Below are 15021 nucleotides of genomic sequence, written 5' to 3'. Positions count from 1 at the left end.
GCTCTTGGGAAAGCCGATGCAATCACAGCCGCTTAGATCATCGCAGCGGATACCGAATCGGGTCCGATGAGTGAAGCCTTGAGCCGTTATGTCGCTTCAACTTAGCGAGAGCAGCTGCGCGCTTGGGACTGCTCTACGTCCCGGCTCCCGAGCCGGGACTGGCGCGCCGCTGCCGGTAGAGCCGGACGCTCGCCAGCCATGCCAGGCCGGCGGCGATGGCGAAACAGGCCGGAACCCAGAAGGCCGCATTCCCGATCTCGGCGTCGGTGACGGCCGAGGCAAAGCCGCTGGCATTCGCGACCACGCCCGCCAACGCCGCGCCAAGGGCCAGGCCGGTCTGCTGGATGGTCGGGACGGCGGAGGCGGCCGCCGCCTCGTCCCCGGGCTTTGCGCCGTTCATGATCGTCGGGCCGACAAAGGGCCAGGCCTGCCCGATCCCGATGCCGAGCACGACGACGGCGGGGATCAGGGCGTAGCTCGGCGCCGGGCTCTGCAGGAGCAGGCCCAGCGCGATCAGGCCGCCGGCCATAAGGACGGGGCCCGAGAGCAGCAGGCGCCTCGGCCAGGGACCGGTCAGGCCGGAGACCAGCACGGACGCGATCGTCCAGGCCAGCGAACCGCTAGCAACCATGAACCCGGCCTCGAGCGGATCGAGGCCCCGCAGCCTTTGCAGGAAGACGGGCAGATAGATGTGCAGCGGGCTGAAGGCGATGCAGAGCAGCAGGATGAGCCAGAGGCCGATGCCGGTCTCGGTCCTGAACGAGAACGCATCGCTCGGCAGCAGGCGCACCGGTGCTCCGCGGTCGAACCGCAGCATCAGGGCGAGCGCTGCGACCGCCACAAGGATGAGGCCTGCCTTGGCGCTGGCCGCCTGGACGAGCGATGCCGCCGACATCGCCGTAATTGCCAGGCAGATCAACCCGATCCGACCGGCCGGAAGGCGCGACGCACTGGTGCGCTCTGCCGATCGGTTCGCAGGCAGCACGAGCGCGGCAGCCACCGCCAGGATGGCCGAGAGGATCACGGTCACGATGAGGGCGCCGCGCCAATGGCCGGCGCGTGCGAACAGGCCGCCAACGAGCGGCCCGGCGAAGACGGAAATCGTCCAGCTCGTCGCCATCAATGCGATGACCCGCGGCCAGAGTCTCGGGGGGAAGATCGCCCGCACCGCGGTATAGGCCGCCCCCACTTCGAGACCGCCGCCGAAACCCTGGACAAGGCGCGCGGCTATGACCCATTCCATGCTCGCCGCGAACGAACAGACCAGCGCGCCCAGGCCAAAGATCACCACCCCGACGCATAAGGTGTCCCGGACGCCGTATCGGGTCGTCAGCAGGCCAGCCCCGCTGGCCGCCACGATCGAGGCGCCGACATAGGCGGTCGCGGGCAGGCTCAGCATGCCCGCGCCGCCGAGTTCGGCGGCGATCGAAGGCAGCACCGTCGTCAGCAGCAGGGAGTTCATCGACTGCAGCAGCACGCCGCTCATCAGGATCGCGAGAGTCGGCAGCCAGGTCCAGTCCAGAAGATCCCGCCATTGCGTGGCAGACGCGTCCCGATCCATGTCCGTCTGTCCCCGCCCGCGGCGCGCCATGCCTTGCATCGACTCGCAAGGTGATTTAATTTAGAAACCAATCGCTATCTAAATTGAGAGCCATGAGTCAAGACAACGACAGCCAAGGCCAGGGCGACGAGCGCAGCCGGGAGCGGATGCTGTTCCATCTGAAGACGCGCGGCGCGCAGATGGCGGCGGCGATCGCGGCGCGGCTCGACATGACGCCGGCTGGCGCAAGGCAGCATCTGCTCAAGCTCGAAGCCGACGGCCTGGTGACGAGCCATGACCGGCAGGAAGGGCGTGGCCGGCCGAAGAAATACTGGGCGCTCTCGCGGCAGGGACATGACCGGTTCCCCGACCGTCATTCCGACCTGACGCTCGACCTGCTGCAGTCCGTCCGGACTGTCTTTGGCGAGCCCGGGCTGCAGCAGCTGATCGCACACCGCGAACAGGCCTGCCTCTCCGCCTATCGCGCGCATGTCGGTGAAGGCGCCCCCCTTCGGCGCAAACTGGCCGCGCTCGCCGAAATCCGCAGCCGCGAAGGCTATATGGCCGGGATTGTCGAGGAGGAGCCCGGCCGCTTTCTGTTCATCGAGAACCATTGCCCGATCTGCGCGGCGGCGACCGCCTGCCAGGGCCTGTGCCGTTCGGAGCTGGCGATCTTCCGGGCCGTTCTCGGGGCAGATGTCGAGGTCGAGCGCATCGAGCATATCCCGGCGGGCGCGCGCCGCTGTGCCTATCGGGTCCGTTCGCTCCCGGCCTGAATCCGCTGGGGCGCCAAATCGAGACAAGCCGGCACTCCTCTTGCGGCGGCCATTGCCCCAAATGACTGAGGCATCCAGTAGCGTCCGGTCGAACGGCCGCGCTCACGCCCGTAGCAGCGCTGGCATTCGCCCTCTGCAGGACGAGCAAAGGCTCCCCTTCTTGCGCATGAAGTAGCCAGCGGGCACAGTGCCTCTGCTTGGACCACGCTATCTCCTTCCGCCGTTTCTGCTGCATATGAAGGGATTTTGCTATGAATCCGAAGGCTACGCCGGCTGAACTCCCGGGTAATACTGAAAAAATCGTCGATCGCCGCAGCATCCTGCTCGGAGGCACAGCGCTCGCCGCGGCGGGGCTGTCGGGCTCGGCCGCGATCGCCCAGGCGCAGCCCGCGCCCGCGGCACCGGCGGGCTCCGCAGGGCGCAAGCCCAACATCGTCGTGATCTTCGGCGACGATATCGGCATTCCCCAGATCAGCGCCTACACCATGGGTATGATGGGCTACCGCACGCCCAATATCGACCGCATCGCGCAGGAAGGTGCGATCTTCACCGACAGCTATGGCCAGCAGAGCTGCACCGCCGGCCGCGCCTCCTTCATCCTCGGCCAGGAGCCGTTCCGCACCGGTCTTCTGACCATCGGCATGCCGGGCGACCCGCACGGCATCCAGGACTGGATGCCGACCATTGCCGACGTCATGAAGACGCAAGGCTATGCGACCGGACAGTTCGGCAAGAACCATCTCGGCGACCGCGACGAGCACCTGCCGACGCGGCATGGATTCGACGAGTTCTTCGGCAATCTCTACCACCTGAATGCCGAGGAAGAGCCCGAGGGCTACTTCTATCCGAAGGACCCGGAGTTCAAGCGCAAGTTCGGCCCGCGCGGCGTGATCAAGTCCTCGGCCGACGGCAAGATCGAAGATACCGGGCCGCTCAACACCAAGCGCATGGAAACGGTCGACGAGGAGTTTTTGGCCGGCGCCAAGGATTTCGTCGACCGGCAGGTGAAGGCGAACCGCCCCTTCTTCCTCTGGTTCAACTCGACCCGCATGCATGTCTTCACCCATCTGAAGAAGGAATCGATGGGCAAGACCGGCAAGGGCATTCATGCCGACGGCATGGTCGAGCATGACGGCATGGTCGGCGAACTCCTGAAGCAGCTCGACGATCTGCGCATCGCCGACAATACGATCGTGATCTACACGACCGATAACGGCGCCGAGCTCGCGCTCTGGCCGGACGGCGCGATGACGCCGTTCAAGAGCGAAAAGGGCACGACCTGGGAAGGCGGCATGCGCATTCCCATGATGGTGCGCTGGCCGGGCGTGATCAAACCCGGCACGCAGTTCAACGACACGATCTCGCTGATCGACTGGTTCCCGACGCTCTGCGCCGCCGCCGGGGCGGGAGACATCAAGGAGAAGATGAAGGCCGGCTTCACCGCGGGAACCAAGACCTTCAAGGTCCATCTCGATGGCTTTGATTTCGGGCCCTATTTCAGGGGCGAGGTCAAAACCGCGCCCCGGGACGCGTTGATGTATTTCGATCAGGCCGGAAATCTCAACGCGATCCGCTGGAACGACTGGAAGCTCAGCTTTGCCCAGGCCAAGGGCAATATCGCGACCGGCACACGCGAGGTCACGGCCTGGGCGATGATCACCAACCTGCGCATGGACCCCTACGAGCGCGGCCTCGAAGAAGGCGGCGAAGCCATGAAGTTCCTGGCCCAGAACATGTGGCTGCTCGTGCCCATACAGGGGAAGATCAAGGAGTTCTTCTCCGACTTCGACCAGTATCCCTACCAGTCCGGCAGTTCGCTCAATGCCGGCGGCATCAACTACGGGCTGCTCAACCAGCAGGCCGCGATGAAGCGCCTCAAGGAGCTGGAATCGCTCCGGCCTCGCTGAGAAACCAATGGTTCGCGCTGTCCCGGCGTCTTTTCGCCGGGGCAGCGCGAGCCGCCCATGGATGCCGGCATTCCCACAGGGCCGAGCACGAAAGCACGGATGTCAGCCCGCTCGGAGCGCCTGCCCCATCGGCCGAGACGATGCGTCGGCGCATCAAGCCGTGACGATCGCGACTTCAGAGGTAACGGACTTCCCGTAAGCTTCTACAGCCTGCTCCCACCGGGCCGCCACTCAATCGGCGACCAGGAACGCATTGCGGCACGGACGGGCGCGATCTGATCCGGGAGAGGACACGCGCCGGGCTGCAAGCCGCTGAGGAACGCGGTCGGCGCGGCGGGCGCCAAGCCGTCGTACCCCCCGAAAAGCTCGTCAAAGCTCGCCAGCATCTGGCGGCCGGGCTTAATGTCCCGGAGGCTGCCGCACGCGTCAGAATTGGGAAGACCGCGCTCTATGAAGCGCTCAAGGCCGAGAAGCCATCGAAACGAGATCTTTGAAAGCCGTCCATGCGTATAGTTCTTACAGGTAGTTCCGGGCGAATTGGCCGAGCCATTTTTGGTGCCTTGTGTGGACAACACGAGATCATTGGAATTGATCGCTCTCCCTTTTCGACTAGCCATGTTGTCGGCGACTTCGCCAACGAGATGCTGCTGCGCCCGGTTCTTCGGAGGGCAGACGCGGTAATTCACACCGCCGCACTCCATGCCCCCTATGTTGATACAGTGCCGAATGAAGAGTTTCAGCGCATCCACGTGGAGGGAACGCGGCTCATCTCAAGGGAGGCAATCGCCGCAGGCGTGAAACGGTTCGTTTTCACCAGCACGACGGCCCTCTATGGGTACGCCGTTTCGGTCGGTTCCTGCACATGGATAGACGAAGATGCGGCCCCCCTGCCGAAGAGCATCTATCATCGGACGAAGATTGAGGCTGAAAATGTACTGGAAGAAATGGCTGGTCCAGAATTTGCCGTGCGGGTTCTACGCATGTCGCGGAGCTTCCCGGAGCCAGGCGACGTAATGGCCGCTCACAGGCTGCATCGTGGCATCGATGCGCGTGACGTCGCTGACGCCCACGCTGCAGCTTTGTCGAATACCGGGGCGCATTTCCAGCGTTACATCGTGTCGGCGGCCAGCCCCTTCATAATGCAAGACTGCGAATCTCTTTCGATAGATGCGGCTTCAGCCATTAGACGTAGGGCGCCCGATCTTGCTGCCAAGTTTGAGCAGAGAGGATGGAGCCTGCCACGAACCATTGATCGTGTTTATGATCCAAGCCGGGCTAAGAACGGGCTTGGTTGGCAATCCCTCTTCAGCTTTGATGAAGTGCTGGCGCAGATGGATCGTCGCAGCCTCGAAGTGTTACCTCCCGGTTCGCGCAGCAGCACGAAATCGGAATAGTATGTCGGTGCGGAGGCCAAGCTCAATTTGGATCAGGCTTTCACCAACCTAAACCGCTAGCCACCGCAACTTGCCGGACGTGATCACCTTCTGGTCTCAGATGTCGGTCAGATCGAGCACTTTCGTGTCATGACGCCATGTCGTCCCGATGAAGCTCCGAAACAGCACTGGTCATGAGGCCATGACGCTGGCTTCCCGCCGTACAACGCCAAGGCCGCGCAAACCCGGAGCGCGGTTACTCTGCTCGCTGCGTCGCAGAAAGATTGAACGAACCCTGACAGTCGCCTTCGCAGCACGCACCCAGTAGGTGCCAGATTACCTTGCAAATCGGGAGTTCTCCTCCATAATTGCGAGGATGATACCGCGTCGCATTGCTTCGGAACTAACCCATCTGATCGACAGCTATCCGGCGGTCGCATTGCTGGGGCCACGGCAGGTCGGAAAAACAACCTGGCCCACGAAATAGGTGAGACGCGCCCCTCGATCTATCTTGACCTGGAATCGGATGCCGATCGCGCCAAGCTGACCGAGCCCGAGCTCTATCTTGCAGGCCACGAAGACAAGCTGGTGATCCTTGACGAGGTGCATCGCCTGCCCGGCCTCTTTCAGAACCTGCGAGGATTGATCGACCGTGGTCGACGTGCCGGCCACCGGACAGGGCGCTTCCTGCTGCTGGGCTCGGCCTCGATCGAGCTTCTGAAGCAATCAGGCGAGAGCCTTGCGGGCCGGATTTCGTATCTTGAACTCGGGCCGATCAACGGTCTTGAGGTCCCTCGGGAGGATCTGAACAGGTTATGGCTGCGAGGTGGCTTTCCAGACAGCTTCCTGGCCGCCAGCGCTCGCGTGAGCCAGCGCTGGAGACAGGATTTCGTTCGTACCTATCTTGAGCGTGACATTCCGCAGTTGGGTCCTCGGATCCCGGCTGCGACTTTGCGGCGTTTCTGGACGATGCTCGCGCATCATCAGTCGGGCCTGCTGAATGGAGCGGAGCTGGCACGTTCGCTTGGCGTCGACGGCAAGACGGTCGCGTCCTATCTCGATCTCCTGGTCGATCTGCTTCTCGTCCGTCGCCTTGAGCCTTGGCACGCCAACGCCGGAAAGCGCTTGGTCAAATCACCCCGTGTATACGTCCGGGACATTGGGATCACGCATACGCTCCTCGGCCTGGAAACGCTGGAGGACGTCCTCGGACATCCCATCGCCGGCGCCAGTTGGGAAGGTTTTGCGATCGAGACTCTTATCGCCGCCGTGCCACCTGGCACTCAGGCAAACTTCTATCGCACAGCTGCGGGCGCAGAAATCGATCTCGTGCTGACCCTGCCCGGACGGCGGCCCTGGGCGATCGAGATCAAGCGCAGCCTCACGCCGAAGGTGGAGCGAGGATTTCATCACGCTTGCGAGGATATCGCCCCCGAGCGACGCATCGTGGTCTATCCGGGCGTCGAGCCATACCCACTCCGGGACGGAATCGACGTGATGCCGCTCGACCATGCCGCCCGAGCGTTGAGCGGGGGCTGAGCCGCATATCGATGCCCCGGCGAGGCGAACGCGACATTGAAACTGGCCAGACGGGTCGGGCGCATTGCAGAACCTAAGCTAAAATAATATATGGATGCTTATGAACAGCATGCCTAAAGCCCTGACCAAAGAGCAGCCCTCGCGCACTGTCGGTTTCCTCCTGCACGATGTCGCGCGACTGCTGCGCAAGCGCTTCGAGCAGAATGCCCGCGGGTTCGGGTTGGAGCTGACCCGGTCGCAATGGCAGGTGCTGGCCTATCTCGACAAGAATGAAGGCATCCGGCAGGGCGGCCTTGCCGAGTTGCTCGAGGTCGAGCCGATCACGCTCGGCCGCATCCTCGACAAGCTCGAAAGCTGCGGACTGATCGAACGCCGGCACGACGCCACGGACCGGCGCGTCTGGCGGCTCTCCCTCACCGAAAAGGCCGGGCCGACCCTCGCGACCATGCGCGAGCTCGGCGAGATCACCCGCGCCGAGGCCTTCGCCGACATCTCCGAAGCCGAGCGCGAGGCGCTCCTCGCCCTGCTCACGACGATGCGTGGGAACCTCTCGGCGGCCTGTGCGATGCCGCCAGCCGTAGGACCGAAGACCGATGGATGACACAGCGAGACAACCCGACCCCGTCCGGAACGACGGCTCGGATCCTTCTGCGGCCAGCAACGTGACCGAAATCCGCCGCCCCGAGCCGAGGCTGCCTTCGGCTCAGCCCGCACCTGCCGCCAAGGCTCCCGAGACCGCAGCGCAGGCTCCGATTGCCCCTGCCGGCTCCGCTCCCGCCGCCAAGCCGCGCAATCTGAAGCGCTCCATCCTGTTCGCGTTGCTGCCCGTCGCGCTTGCCGCGGGCGGCTACTGGTATGTCGTCGGCGGGCAGGTCATGTCGACCGACAACGCCTATGTGCAAGCCGACATCGTCGGCATCTCGACCGACGTCGCCGGCATCGTTGGCGAAATCGACGTGCGCGACAACCAGCAGGTCAAGGCCGGGGACGTTCTGTTCAAGCTCGACGACGCGCAGTTCCGCTTCGCCCTCGACCGGGCGAACGCGCAGATTGGGGTGGTCCGCAACGATCTTGAAGCGCAGAAGGCGAACTACAAGGCGATGCAGAGCCAAATCGCCCAGGCCAGAACCGATATCGATTACTACACCACCGCTTTCAAGCGGCAGCAGGACCTCGCGACCAAGGCGGTCGCCTCGCAGGTGACCTATGATTCAGCCAAGCACGATCTCGATGGCGCCGTGCAGAAGCTCGCGCAACTCCAGAGCCAGCTCATCGGTATCGCCGCCAGCCTGAACGGCAATCCCGATGCGCCGATCGAGGACCACCCTCGCTACAAGGACAGCGTCGCAGCCCGGGCCGAGGCTGCCCGCCAGCTCGATCACACCGTGGTCAAGGCGCCGATGGACGGCATCGTCACCAATGTGCCCTCGCTGCAGAAGGGGCAGTACCTTGCCGACGCGACAGTCGGCTTCAGCCTGGTCTCGGCCGACCGTGTCTGGATCCAGGCGAACCCCAAGGAGACCGAGTTGACCTGGGTCCGCCCGGGACAGAAGGCGCGGGTCTATGTCGACACCTATCCCGGCGCCGAATGGACCGGCACGGTCGACAGCATCAGCCCGGCCTCGGCCGCAAGCTTTTCGCTGCTGCCGGCCCAGAACACCAGCGGCAACTGGGTCAAGGTCGTCCAGCGCATCGCCATGCGCGTCAAAATCGACACGCCCGCCGGCAAGCCGCTGTTGCGGGCTGGCATGAGCGTCGTGCTCGATGTCGATACCGGCCGCGCCCGCGGCCTGCCCAGCTTCGTCTCGGACCTCTTCGGCAAGACCGAGACTCACAATGGCTGATGGTGTCGCCACGGCGGCGACCCCCGTGGTCGCCAATCGCGGCGCCATCACCGTCTGCGTGATCCTCGCCGTGATCATGCAGGCTCTCGACACGACGATCGCGAATGTCGCGCTGCCCTATATCCAGGGCAGCGTCTCGGCCAGCGCCGATCAGATCAACTGGGTCCTGACCTCCTATATCGTCGCGGCCGCGATCATGACGCCGCCATCGGGTTTCCTTGCCGCCCGCTTCGGCAGGAAGCGCGTGCTCTCGGTCGCGATCATCGGCTTCGTCGTCGCCTCGATGCTGTGCGGCGCCGCGCAGTCGCTGACTCAGATCGTCGGCTTCCGCCTGCTCCAAGGCTTCTTCGGCGCGGCGCTGGTACCGGTGTCCCAGAGCATCCTGCTCGACATCTACACGCCGGAGGAGCGCGGCTCGGCGATGGCGCTGTTCGGCGTCTCGGTCATGGTCGGCCCGGTGCTCGGCCCCGTCATCGGCGGCTGGCTGACCGAGAACATCTCCTGGCGCTGGGTCTTCTATATCAACCTGCCGCTCGGCGCATTGGCCCTGGCGGGCGTCGGGATCTTCGTCACCGAGACGAAATCGAACGTCTTGGCCAGGCTCGACTGGATCGGCTTCGGCGCGCTCAGCCTCGCCATCGCCTCGCTCCAGCTCTTCCTCGACCGCGGCGCCCAGCTCGACTGGTTCTCGTCGCTCGAGATCATCGTCGAGGCGACAGTCTGCGTCGCGGCGATCTACATCCTCGTGGTCCACACCCTCACGGCAGAGAACTCCTTCATCAAGCCGCGCCTGTTCCTCGACCGCAACTTCAGCGTCGGCATGATCTTCATCTTCATCGTCGGCATCACCTATCTCGCCTCTCTGGCGTTGATGACGCCCTATTTGCAGACGCTGATGGGCTATCCCGTCGTCACCGCCGGCATCGTCATGGGCCCGCGCGGCATGGGCACGATGCTCTGCATGTTCCTGGTCGGACGGCTGATCGGCAAGGTCGACATCCGCATCCTGCTCGGCGCCGGCCTGGCCGTCAGCGCCTGGGCGATGTACGACATGGCCGGCTGGACCCCGGACGTCTCGCAGCAGACGATCATCGTCACCGGCTTCATCCAGGGTGCGGGCCTGGGCCTGCTCTTCGTGCCGCTGACCACCGTGACCTTCTCCACGCTGCAGCCGCAGGATCGCGGCGACGCCACCGGCCTTTACAACCTGTCGCGCAATATCGGCTCCAGCGTCGGGATCTCGATCGTCAGCTATCTGCTCACCCGCAACGTCCAGGTGAACCACGCCGAGATCGCGACTTACGTCACGCCCTTCAACCGCATCTTCGAGATGCCGGCGATCAAGGAGGCCTGGGATCCGCTGACGCTGGCCGGGCGTGCCGCGCTCGACGAGGTCATCACCCGGCAGGCGATGATCATCGCCTATATCGACGATTTCAAGCTGCTGATGATCCTGTGCCTCGCGGCCATGCCGTTCCTCGCCCTGCTGGTCACCTCGAAGCAGAAGAAGGCGCCGTCGGATGACCATCCGATGGTCATGGAGTAGCGCGCCGCTGGCCCCGCCCGAGGGAGTATCGCGCGATCGCCGCGACCAGCGCGTCGGGCAGCTCGATCTCCTGGCGAGCCGGCCTTTGTCCGGGAATATGGACGCCCTTGCCCACCAGGCGCGCGAGATGCGCAGCCAGCCGGGCTGAAAAATCCGGAGCAAAGAGCTCCGGCTTCAGCGCGACGACCAGGAGCCCGACGCCGGGCGACCGGCTGCCGCCAGCGAAGGACGGCGCATCGAGCGACCAGTTCGCGCCGGTCACGCCGGCCGCCAGGGTTTCCACGATCAGCGCGATATTGGCGCCGCGTTCGCCCCCAAAAGCGAGGAGCGCTCCGGTGAGCGCCGCGCGCGGATCGGTGGTGGGCTGGCCGCTCGCATCCACGGCCCAGCCCGGCGGTATCGCCTCGCCGGTCTCGGCGGACTGCCTGATATTGACGAAGGCCGTCGCGCTCGTGGCCTGGTCGATGACCAAAGGCTCGCCGCCCGCGACAGGAGCGGCGAAGGAGAGCGGGTTGGTGCCGTAGACCGCCTCCTGGCTCTTGCCCGCCGCCACCAGCGCCGGCCCATTGGCAAGGGCAAGCCCGATCAATCCTGCTTCGGCGAGACGGCGGGTGTAGTAGCCGAGTTCGCCGACCGTGTAGCTGTTCGCCTGGATCAGCAGCGCGAGGCCGTAGAGCCCGGCGCGCGCCTGCAATTCAGCAAAGGCGAGATCGAAACCGAGCTGGGCGATGCCTCCCCCGGCCTCGATCCGGATCGAGGCCGGGGTCGGAAAGCTGACCTCCGGGGTGACGGAGCCCGCGATCCGCCCGGCCGCGAGGCTATCGAGATAGTCCAGGAGATGCGCGAACCCGACAGAGGGACGACCCGACACTTCCGCAGCGATCGTCGCATCCGCGAGCGCTGCTGCGACAGCATCGCTGCCTCCAGCGGCCAGCACGGCGTGACGCGCCATCTCGTGCGCGCCGTCTATCGTCATTCGCATCGCTGCCCCCGCCCCCGCAAAAGCTGTGGCCCCATACCGGGGAAGAGCGGGGTTAAATCCAGCCTTGCGTTACGTCAACGACTGGAGCGGACGATCTGCGGACTGAAATGGCTGCCGCAAAATGCGCCGCATGACGCACCCGGTTTTCGGACATCCCTTGAAACGCGCTGCGACGTTGACAGGAATCGTGCCGTTCCCGATAAATCCGGCATGGTCGAGACGGATACGCATATCGTTGCCCGTGCTGCCGGCATCCCAACAGGCGGGATGCGGGACAGCCGATCGCCGCGTTAACACACGCGTATCGCGCCCCTGCAGCCTCGCCGGAAACGGACGGGGCCTTTCTCACGCCTGTGCCTCGTCCCATCGGCTTGGATCATCGCATTCCCATCGATGATCCAAGCTTCTGTGATCGCATCGGCTTTGCCCCGAAAACCGCAATCCACTATTCGGGCCGATGCCTTGGGATGGAGTGAATGAGTTGGCACAGAACATCTATGACGATCCAAAATTCTTCGCCGGCTACAGCCAGTTGCCCCGGCAGGTTCATGGTCTGGCCGGAGCGCCGGAATGGCCCGCGATCCGCGCCATGTTGCCCGGCCTGACGGGCAAGCGCGTCCTCGATCTCGGCTGCGGCTTCGGCTGGTTTTCCCGTTGGGCGCGCGAGCACGGGGCCGGGTCCGTGGTCGGACTGGACGTCTCGGAGAAAATGATCGCGCGGGCGATCGCGGATACCTCCGACGCGGGCGTCGCGTACGCAATCGCCGATCTCGAGTTGCTGGACCTGCCCCCGGCTGCGTTCGACTTCGCCTTCAGCGCGCTCACCTTCCACTATATCGCGGATTTCGGGCGCCTGCTGAGCATGGTGCATCGCTCGCTTGCGCCAGGCTCGCAGTTCGTGTTCACGATCGAACACCCGATCTACATGGCAGCGACGCATCCGCGCTGGTGGACCGACGAGGACGGCCGCAAGACCTGGCCGGTGAACCGCTATGCGATCGAAGGCGAGCGCCGGACCAACTGGTTCACCGACGGCGTGCTCAAATATCACCGGATGTTAGCCACGACCCTCAACACATTGATCGCAACGGGATTTTCGATCCGCCAGGTCGAGGAATTTGCTCCCACAGCCGATCAGATCAGCGAGAACCCGGGCCTGGCAGAGGAATGCGAGCGGCCGATGATGCTGCTGATCTCGGCAGAGCGATCAGCGACCGACTGATCGGCCGCGGCCGTTCGCCAAAACCACGTCCGCAATGGGGGCAGTCCGTTGCGGACGGGTTTGGCCGGGTGCCGCGAGAGGGAATTCCGGGCGGGAGCCTGGGCATGCCCCCAAGGGCAGGCTCGGCCCGCTTCCGGGTTGCGGCAAAGAAATTTTCCAGCGGTCGGGAATAATCGCGCCTCGCCTGAGTCCACCTCTGAAGGATCGGTTTTCTTCAGAGGAGCAGGACCATGCAGCACCACGCCTTTCCGCGGTTGGCGGCCTGCGCCGTCGCGGCGGCACTCAGCCTCGCTGCGCCACCGACTGTGCGCGCGCACGACCAGAGTCACGGCCATCCCGGCGCGGCCGCCGCCTATCCCCAGGAGGCCCCCTTCCTCGCCGAGAACGCCGCGGCCATGGACAAGATGATGGCGGAGATGGAGGTGAGGCCGACAGGCGATGTCGATGCCGATTTCGTCGCGATGATGGTCCCGCATCATCAGGGGGCGATCGACATGGCGCTCGCCGTGCTACGCTACGGCAGGAATGAGCAGATCCGGCGCCTGGCGCAGGAGATCATCGTCACCCAGCAGCAGGAAATCGCCGCAATGCGCCTGGCGCTCGGCCAGCCGCTGCCACCCTCGACCGCCGCCCCGACGCAGGTTCCGACGAACCCCGCGGAACGCGCGGCCCATGCGCACGGCCCGTCGGCGACGGCGCACGGGGCGGCCCCCGCCATGCAGATGAAGCAGGAGTAAACCATCATGACGCGCAGTCTTTTCGCCGGCCTCATGGCCAGCACCATGCTCGCGTGCACGCTCCCGGCCATGGCGGGACAGGCGCCGGCTCCGGCCGCAGCGCCGGACATCCCCCTGAGCAGCCGCGACCGGGTCTATGCGGCCGAGCAATTCTCCAACACGGTCTCGGTCACCGATCCGGCCTCCAACAGGCTCGTCGGGGTGATCCGGCTCGGCGATCCGCAGCCGGGCAATTTCAGCCCGCTCTACAAGGGGCAGGTTCTGGTCCACGGCATGGGCTTTTCGCCCGACCGCAAGACGATCGCCGTCGTCTCGATCGGCTCGAACTCGGTCACCTTCATCGACACCGCAACCAACATGGTGAAGCACACAACCTATGTCGGGCGTTCGCCGCACGAGGCCTTCTTCACCCCGGACGGCAAGGAGGTCTGGGTCACGGTACGCGGCGAGGATTATGTCGCGGTGCTCGACGGCGCGAGCTTCGAGGAGAAGGCGCGGATCAAGGTTCCTGCCGCACCGGGCATGCAGATCTTCTCGCCGGACGGCAAATACGGCTACATCTGCTCGTCCTTCAATCCCGAGACAGTGGTCGTCACCGTCGCCGACCACCAGATCGTCGGACGCGTGAAGCAGGATAGTCCCTTCTGCCCGAACATCGCCGCAACGCCCGACGGGCAGCAGGTCTGGTTCACCCTGAAGGATATCGGCAAGACGCAGGTCTTCAACGCCTTGCCGCCCTTCGATCTGATCAAGACGCTCGATACCGGGCCGATCACCAACCACGTCAATTTCGCGCGTAATGCCAACGGCACCTTCGCCTATGTCACCATCGGCGGCCTGAACGAGGTCAAGGTCTACCGCACCGACACGTTCGAGCAGGTCGCGACCATACCGGTCGGCAAGCTGCCGCACGGAATCTGGCCGTCGGGAGACGGCACGCGCCTCTATGTCGGGCTTGAGAATGCCGACGCGCTCGCCGCCATCGACACGCTCACCAACACGGTCATCGCCTCGATCCCGATCGGGCAGGCGCCGCAGGCGGTGAATTATGTGCCCAATGCCGTACCGGAGGGCGACGGCTCCGCAGGCCTGCAGCCGCTCGGCCTCGCCGGGCAGACGGCACAGCTTGCGCTCGCCCCGTCCAAGCCCGGCGGTGCGGTGCGTCAGGCCCCGACCAGCGTCACGCTGTTCGACCAGGGCCTGATCCAGATCCTCCAGGCCTCGGTCACCGGCCTGGAGCCGCGCAAGCCCTATCTACTCGCTTTCGCCCAGAGCCCCGATGGGCGCGGGCCGCTGCAGCCGCTGTCTGCCTTCATGACGAACCCGGCCGGTTCGGCCATCGTCAATGCGAGCGGACCGATCCGGCAGATCGTGCAGAGCGACGCGAGCAGCGAGCGGCGCTATCTTGTGATCGCCGAGGGCACCGCGACCCAGCCCGGCGCCGTCGTCCAGGTCCAGGCCCRCTGAGCCCAAGTCCTGAGTCCAAGTCCTGAGCCCAAGCGCCGAGCCCGGACCATGGCGCCGCCGACGGAAACGGCGGCGCCTTACTCTGGGC

12 protein-coding genes are annotated in these 15021 nt (G+C 64.9%); 10 read left to right on the top strand and 2 right to left on the bottom strand.

All coding sequences use genetic code 11. The features are described 5' to 3' along the window. Positions 1-133 precede the first annotated feature (133 nt). Positions 134-1561 carry an MFS transporter gene (locus tag AC1DW9_RS29265; RefSeq protein WP_476776713.1) on the bottom strand — a complete coding sequence of 476 codons (1428 nt, stop codon included), beginning with the start codon at positions 1559-1561 and terminating at the stop codon, positions 134-136. Positions 1562-1653: 92 nt separating this feature from the next. Here AC1DW9_RS29265 and AC1DW9_RS29260 point away from each other — a divergent pair, with 92 nt between their 5' ends. The 7 genes from AC1DW9_RS29260 (at position 1654) to AC1DW9_RS29230 (ending at position 10525) form a co-directional block, all read left to right on the top strand. Further along, complete coding sequence (locus tag AC1DW9_RS29260; RefSeq protein WP_476776712.1) at positions 1654-2316, top strand: helix-turn-helix transcriptional regulator; 663 nt, start codon at positions 1654-1656, stop codon at positions 2314-2316. Positions 2317-2567: 251 nt separating this feature from the next. After that, on the top strand, positions 2568-4223 hold the full coding sequence (locus AC1DW9_RS29255) for an arylsulfatase (RefSeq protein WP_476776711.1): 1656 nt from the start codon (positions 2568-2570) through the stop codon (positions 4221-4223). A 503-nt stretch (positions 4224-4726) separates the two neighbouring features. Further along, positions 4727-5617: an NAD-dependent epimerase/dehydratase family protein gene (locus tag AC1DW9_RS29250; RefSeq protein WP_476776710.1), complete on the top strand. Its 891-nt coding sequence runs from the start codon at positions 4727-4729 to the stop codon at positions 5615-5617. 417 nt (positions 5618-6034) lie between these two features. Further along, positions 6035-7135, top strand: coding sequence for an ATP-binding protein (locus tag AC1DW9_RS29245; RefSeq protein WP_476776735.1), 1101 nt, complete (start codon positions 6035-6037; stop codon positions 7133-7135). Between the two features lie 109 nt (positions 7136-7244). Next, positions 7245-7736, top strand: coding sequence for a MarR family winged helix-turn-helix transcriptional regulator (locus AC1DW9_RS29240; protein ID WP_476776709.1), 492 nt, complete (start codon positions 7245-7247; stop codon positions 7734-7736). Beyond that, a complete protein-coding gene (locus AC1DW9_RS29235; protein WP_476776708.1) occupies positions 7729-8979 on the top strand; it encodes an HlyD family secretion protein in 1251 nt (416 codons plus the stop codon). Before AC1DW9_RS29240 ends, AC1DW9_RS29235 begins: the two co-directional genes overlap by 8 nt. Then, positions 8972-10525 carry a DHA2 family efflux MFS transporter permease subunit gene (locus AC1DW9_RS29230; protein ID WP_476776707.1) on the top strand — a complete coding sequence of 518 codons (1554 nt, stop codon included), beginning with the start codon at positions 8972-8974 and terminating at the stop codon, positions 10523-10525. The genes AC1DW9_RS29235 and AC1DW9_RS29230 overlap by 8 nt, the downstream gene beginning before the upstream one ends. Here the strand turns inward: AC1DW9_RS29230 and AC1DW9_RS29225 are convergent. Continuing rightward, on the bottom strand, positions 10515-11507 hold the full coding sequence (locus AC1DW9_RS29225) for an Ldh family oxidoreductase (RefSeq protein ID WP_476776706.1): 993 nt from the start codon (positions 11505-11507) through the stop codon (positions 10515-10517). The two genes, AC1DW9_RS29230 and AC1DW9_RS29225, sit on opposite strands and share 11 nt — an antisense overlap. A gap of 481 nt (positions 11508-11988) precedes the next feature. Here AC1DW9_RS29225 and AC1DW9_RS29220 point away from each other — a divergent pair, with 481 nt between their 5' ends. From AC1DW9_RS29220 to AC1DW9_RS29210, 3 genes are all read left to right on the top strand, one after another. Further along, positions 11989-12729 carry a class I SAM-dependent methyltransferase gene (locus AC1DW9_RS29220; protein WP_476776705.1) on the top strand — a complete coding sequence of 247 codons (741 nt, stop codon included), beginning with the start codon at positions 11989-11991 and terminating at the stop codon, positions 12727-12729. 230 nt (positions 12730-12959) lie between these two features. Next, a complete protein-coding gene (locus AC1DW9_RS29215) occupies positions 12960-13466 on the top strand; it encodes a DUF305 domain-containing protein (protein ID WP_476776704.1) in 507 nt (168 codons plus the stop codon). A 6-nt stretch (positions 13467-13472) separates the two neighbouring features. Beyond that, the gene (locus AC1DW9_RS29210; protein WP_476855253.1) at positions 13473-14933 is read left to right on the top strand and encodes a YncE family protein; all 1461 of its coding nucleotides are present in this window, start codon (positions 13473-13475) and stop codon (positions 14931-14933) included. Positions 14934-15021: the final 88 nt, after the last annotated feature.

Source organism: Allobosea sp. P4_E12 (assembly GCF_056401655.1).
Note: the sequence above shows the minus strand (reverse complement) of the source record. Positions and strands in the feature narration are given on the sequence as shown.

Excerpts from the sequence above, each read along its gene's own strand:
- AC1DW9_RS29235 (WP_476776708.1), top strand. The coding sequence starts at position 7,729 with ATGGATGACACAGCGAGACAACCCGACCCCGTCCGGAACGACGGCTCG.
- AC1DW9_RS29215 (WP_476776704.1), top strand. The coding sequence starts at position 12,960 with ATGCAGCACCACGCCTTTCCGCGGTTGGCGGCCTGCGCCGTCGCGGCG.
- AC1DW9_RS29240 (WP_476776709.1), top strand. The coding sequence starts at position 7,245 with ATGCCTAAAGCCCTGACCAAAGAGCAGCCCTCGCGCACTGTCGGTTTC.
- AC1DW9_RS29225 (WP_476776706.1), bottom strand. The coding sequence starts at position 11,507 with ATGCGAATGACGATAGACGGCGCGCACGAGATGGCGCGTCACGCCGTG.
- AC1DW9_RS29260 (WP_476776712.1), top strand. The coding sequence starts at position 1,654 with ATGAGTCAAGACAACGACAGCCAAGGCCAGGGCGACGAGCGCAGCCGG.
- AC1DW9_RS29265 (WP_476776713.1), bottom strand. The coding sequence starts at position 1,561 with ATGGATCGGGACGCGTCTGCCACGCAATGGCGGGATCTTCTGGACTGG.
- AC1DW9_RS29250 (WP_476776710.1), top strand. The coding sequence starts at position 4,727 with ATGCGTATAGTTCTTACAGGTAGTTCCGGGCGAATTGGCCGAGCCATT.
- AC1DW9_RS29255 (WP_476776711.1), top strand. The coding sequence starts at position 2,568 with ATGAATCCGAAGGCTACGCCGGCTGAACTCCCGGGTAATACTGAAAAA.
- AC1DW9_RS29230 (WP_476776707.1), top strand. The coding sequence starts at position 8,972 with ATGGCTGATGGTGTCGCCACGGCGGCGACCCCCGTGGTCGCCAATCGC.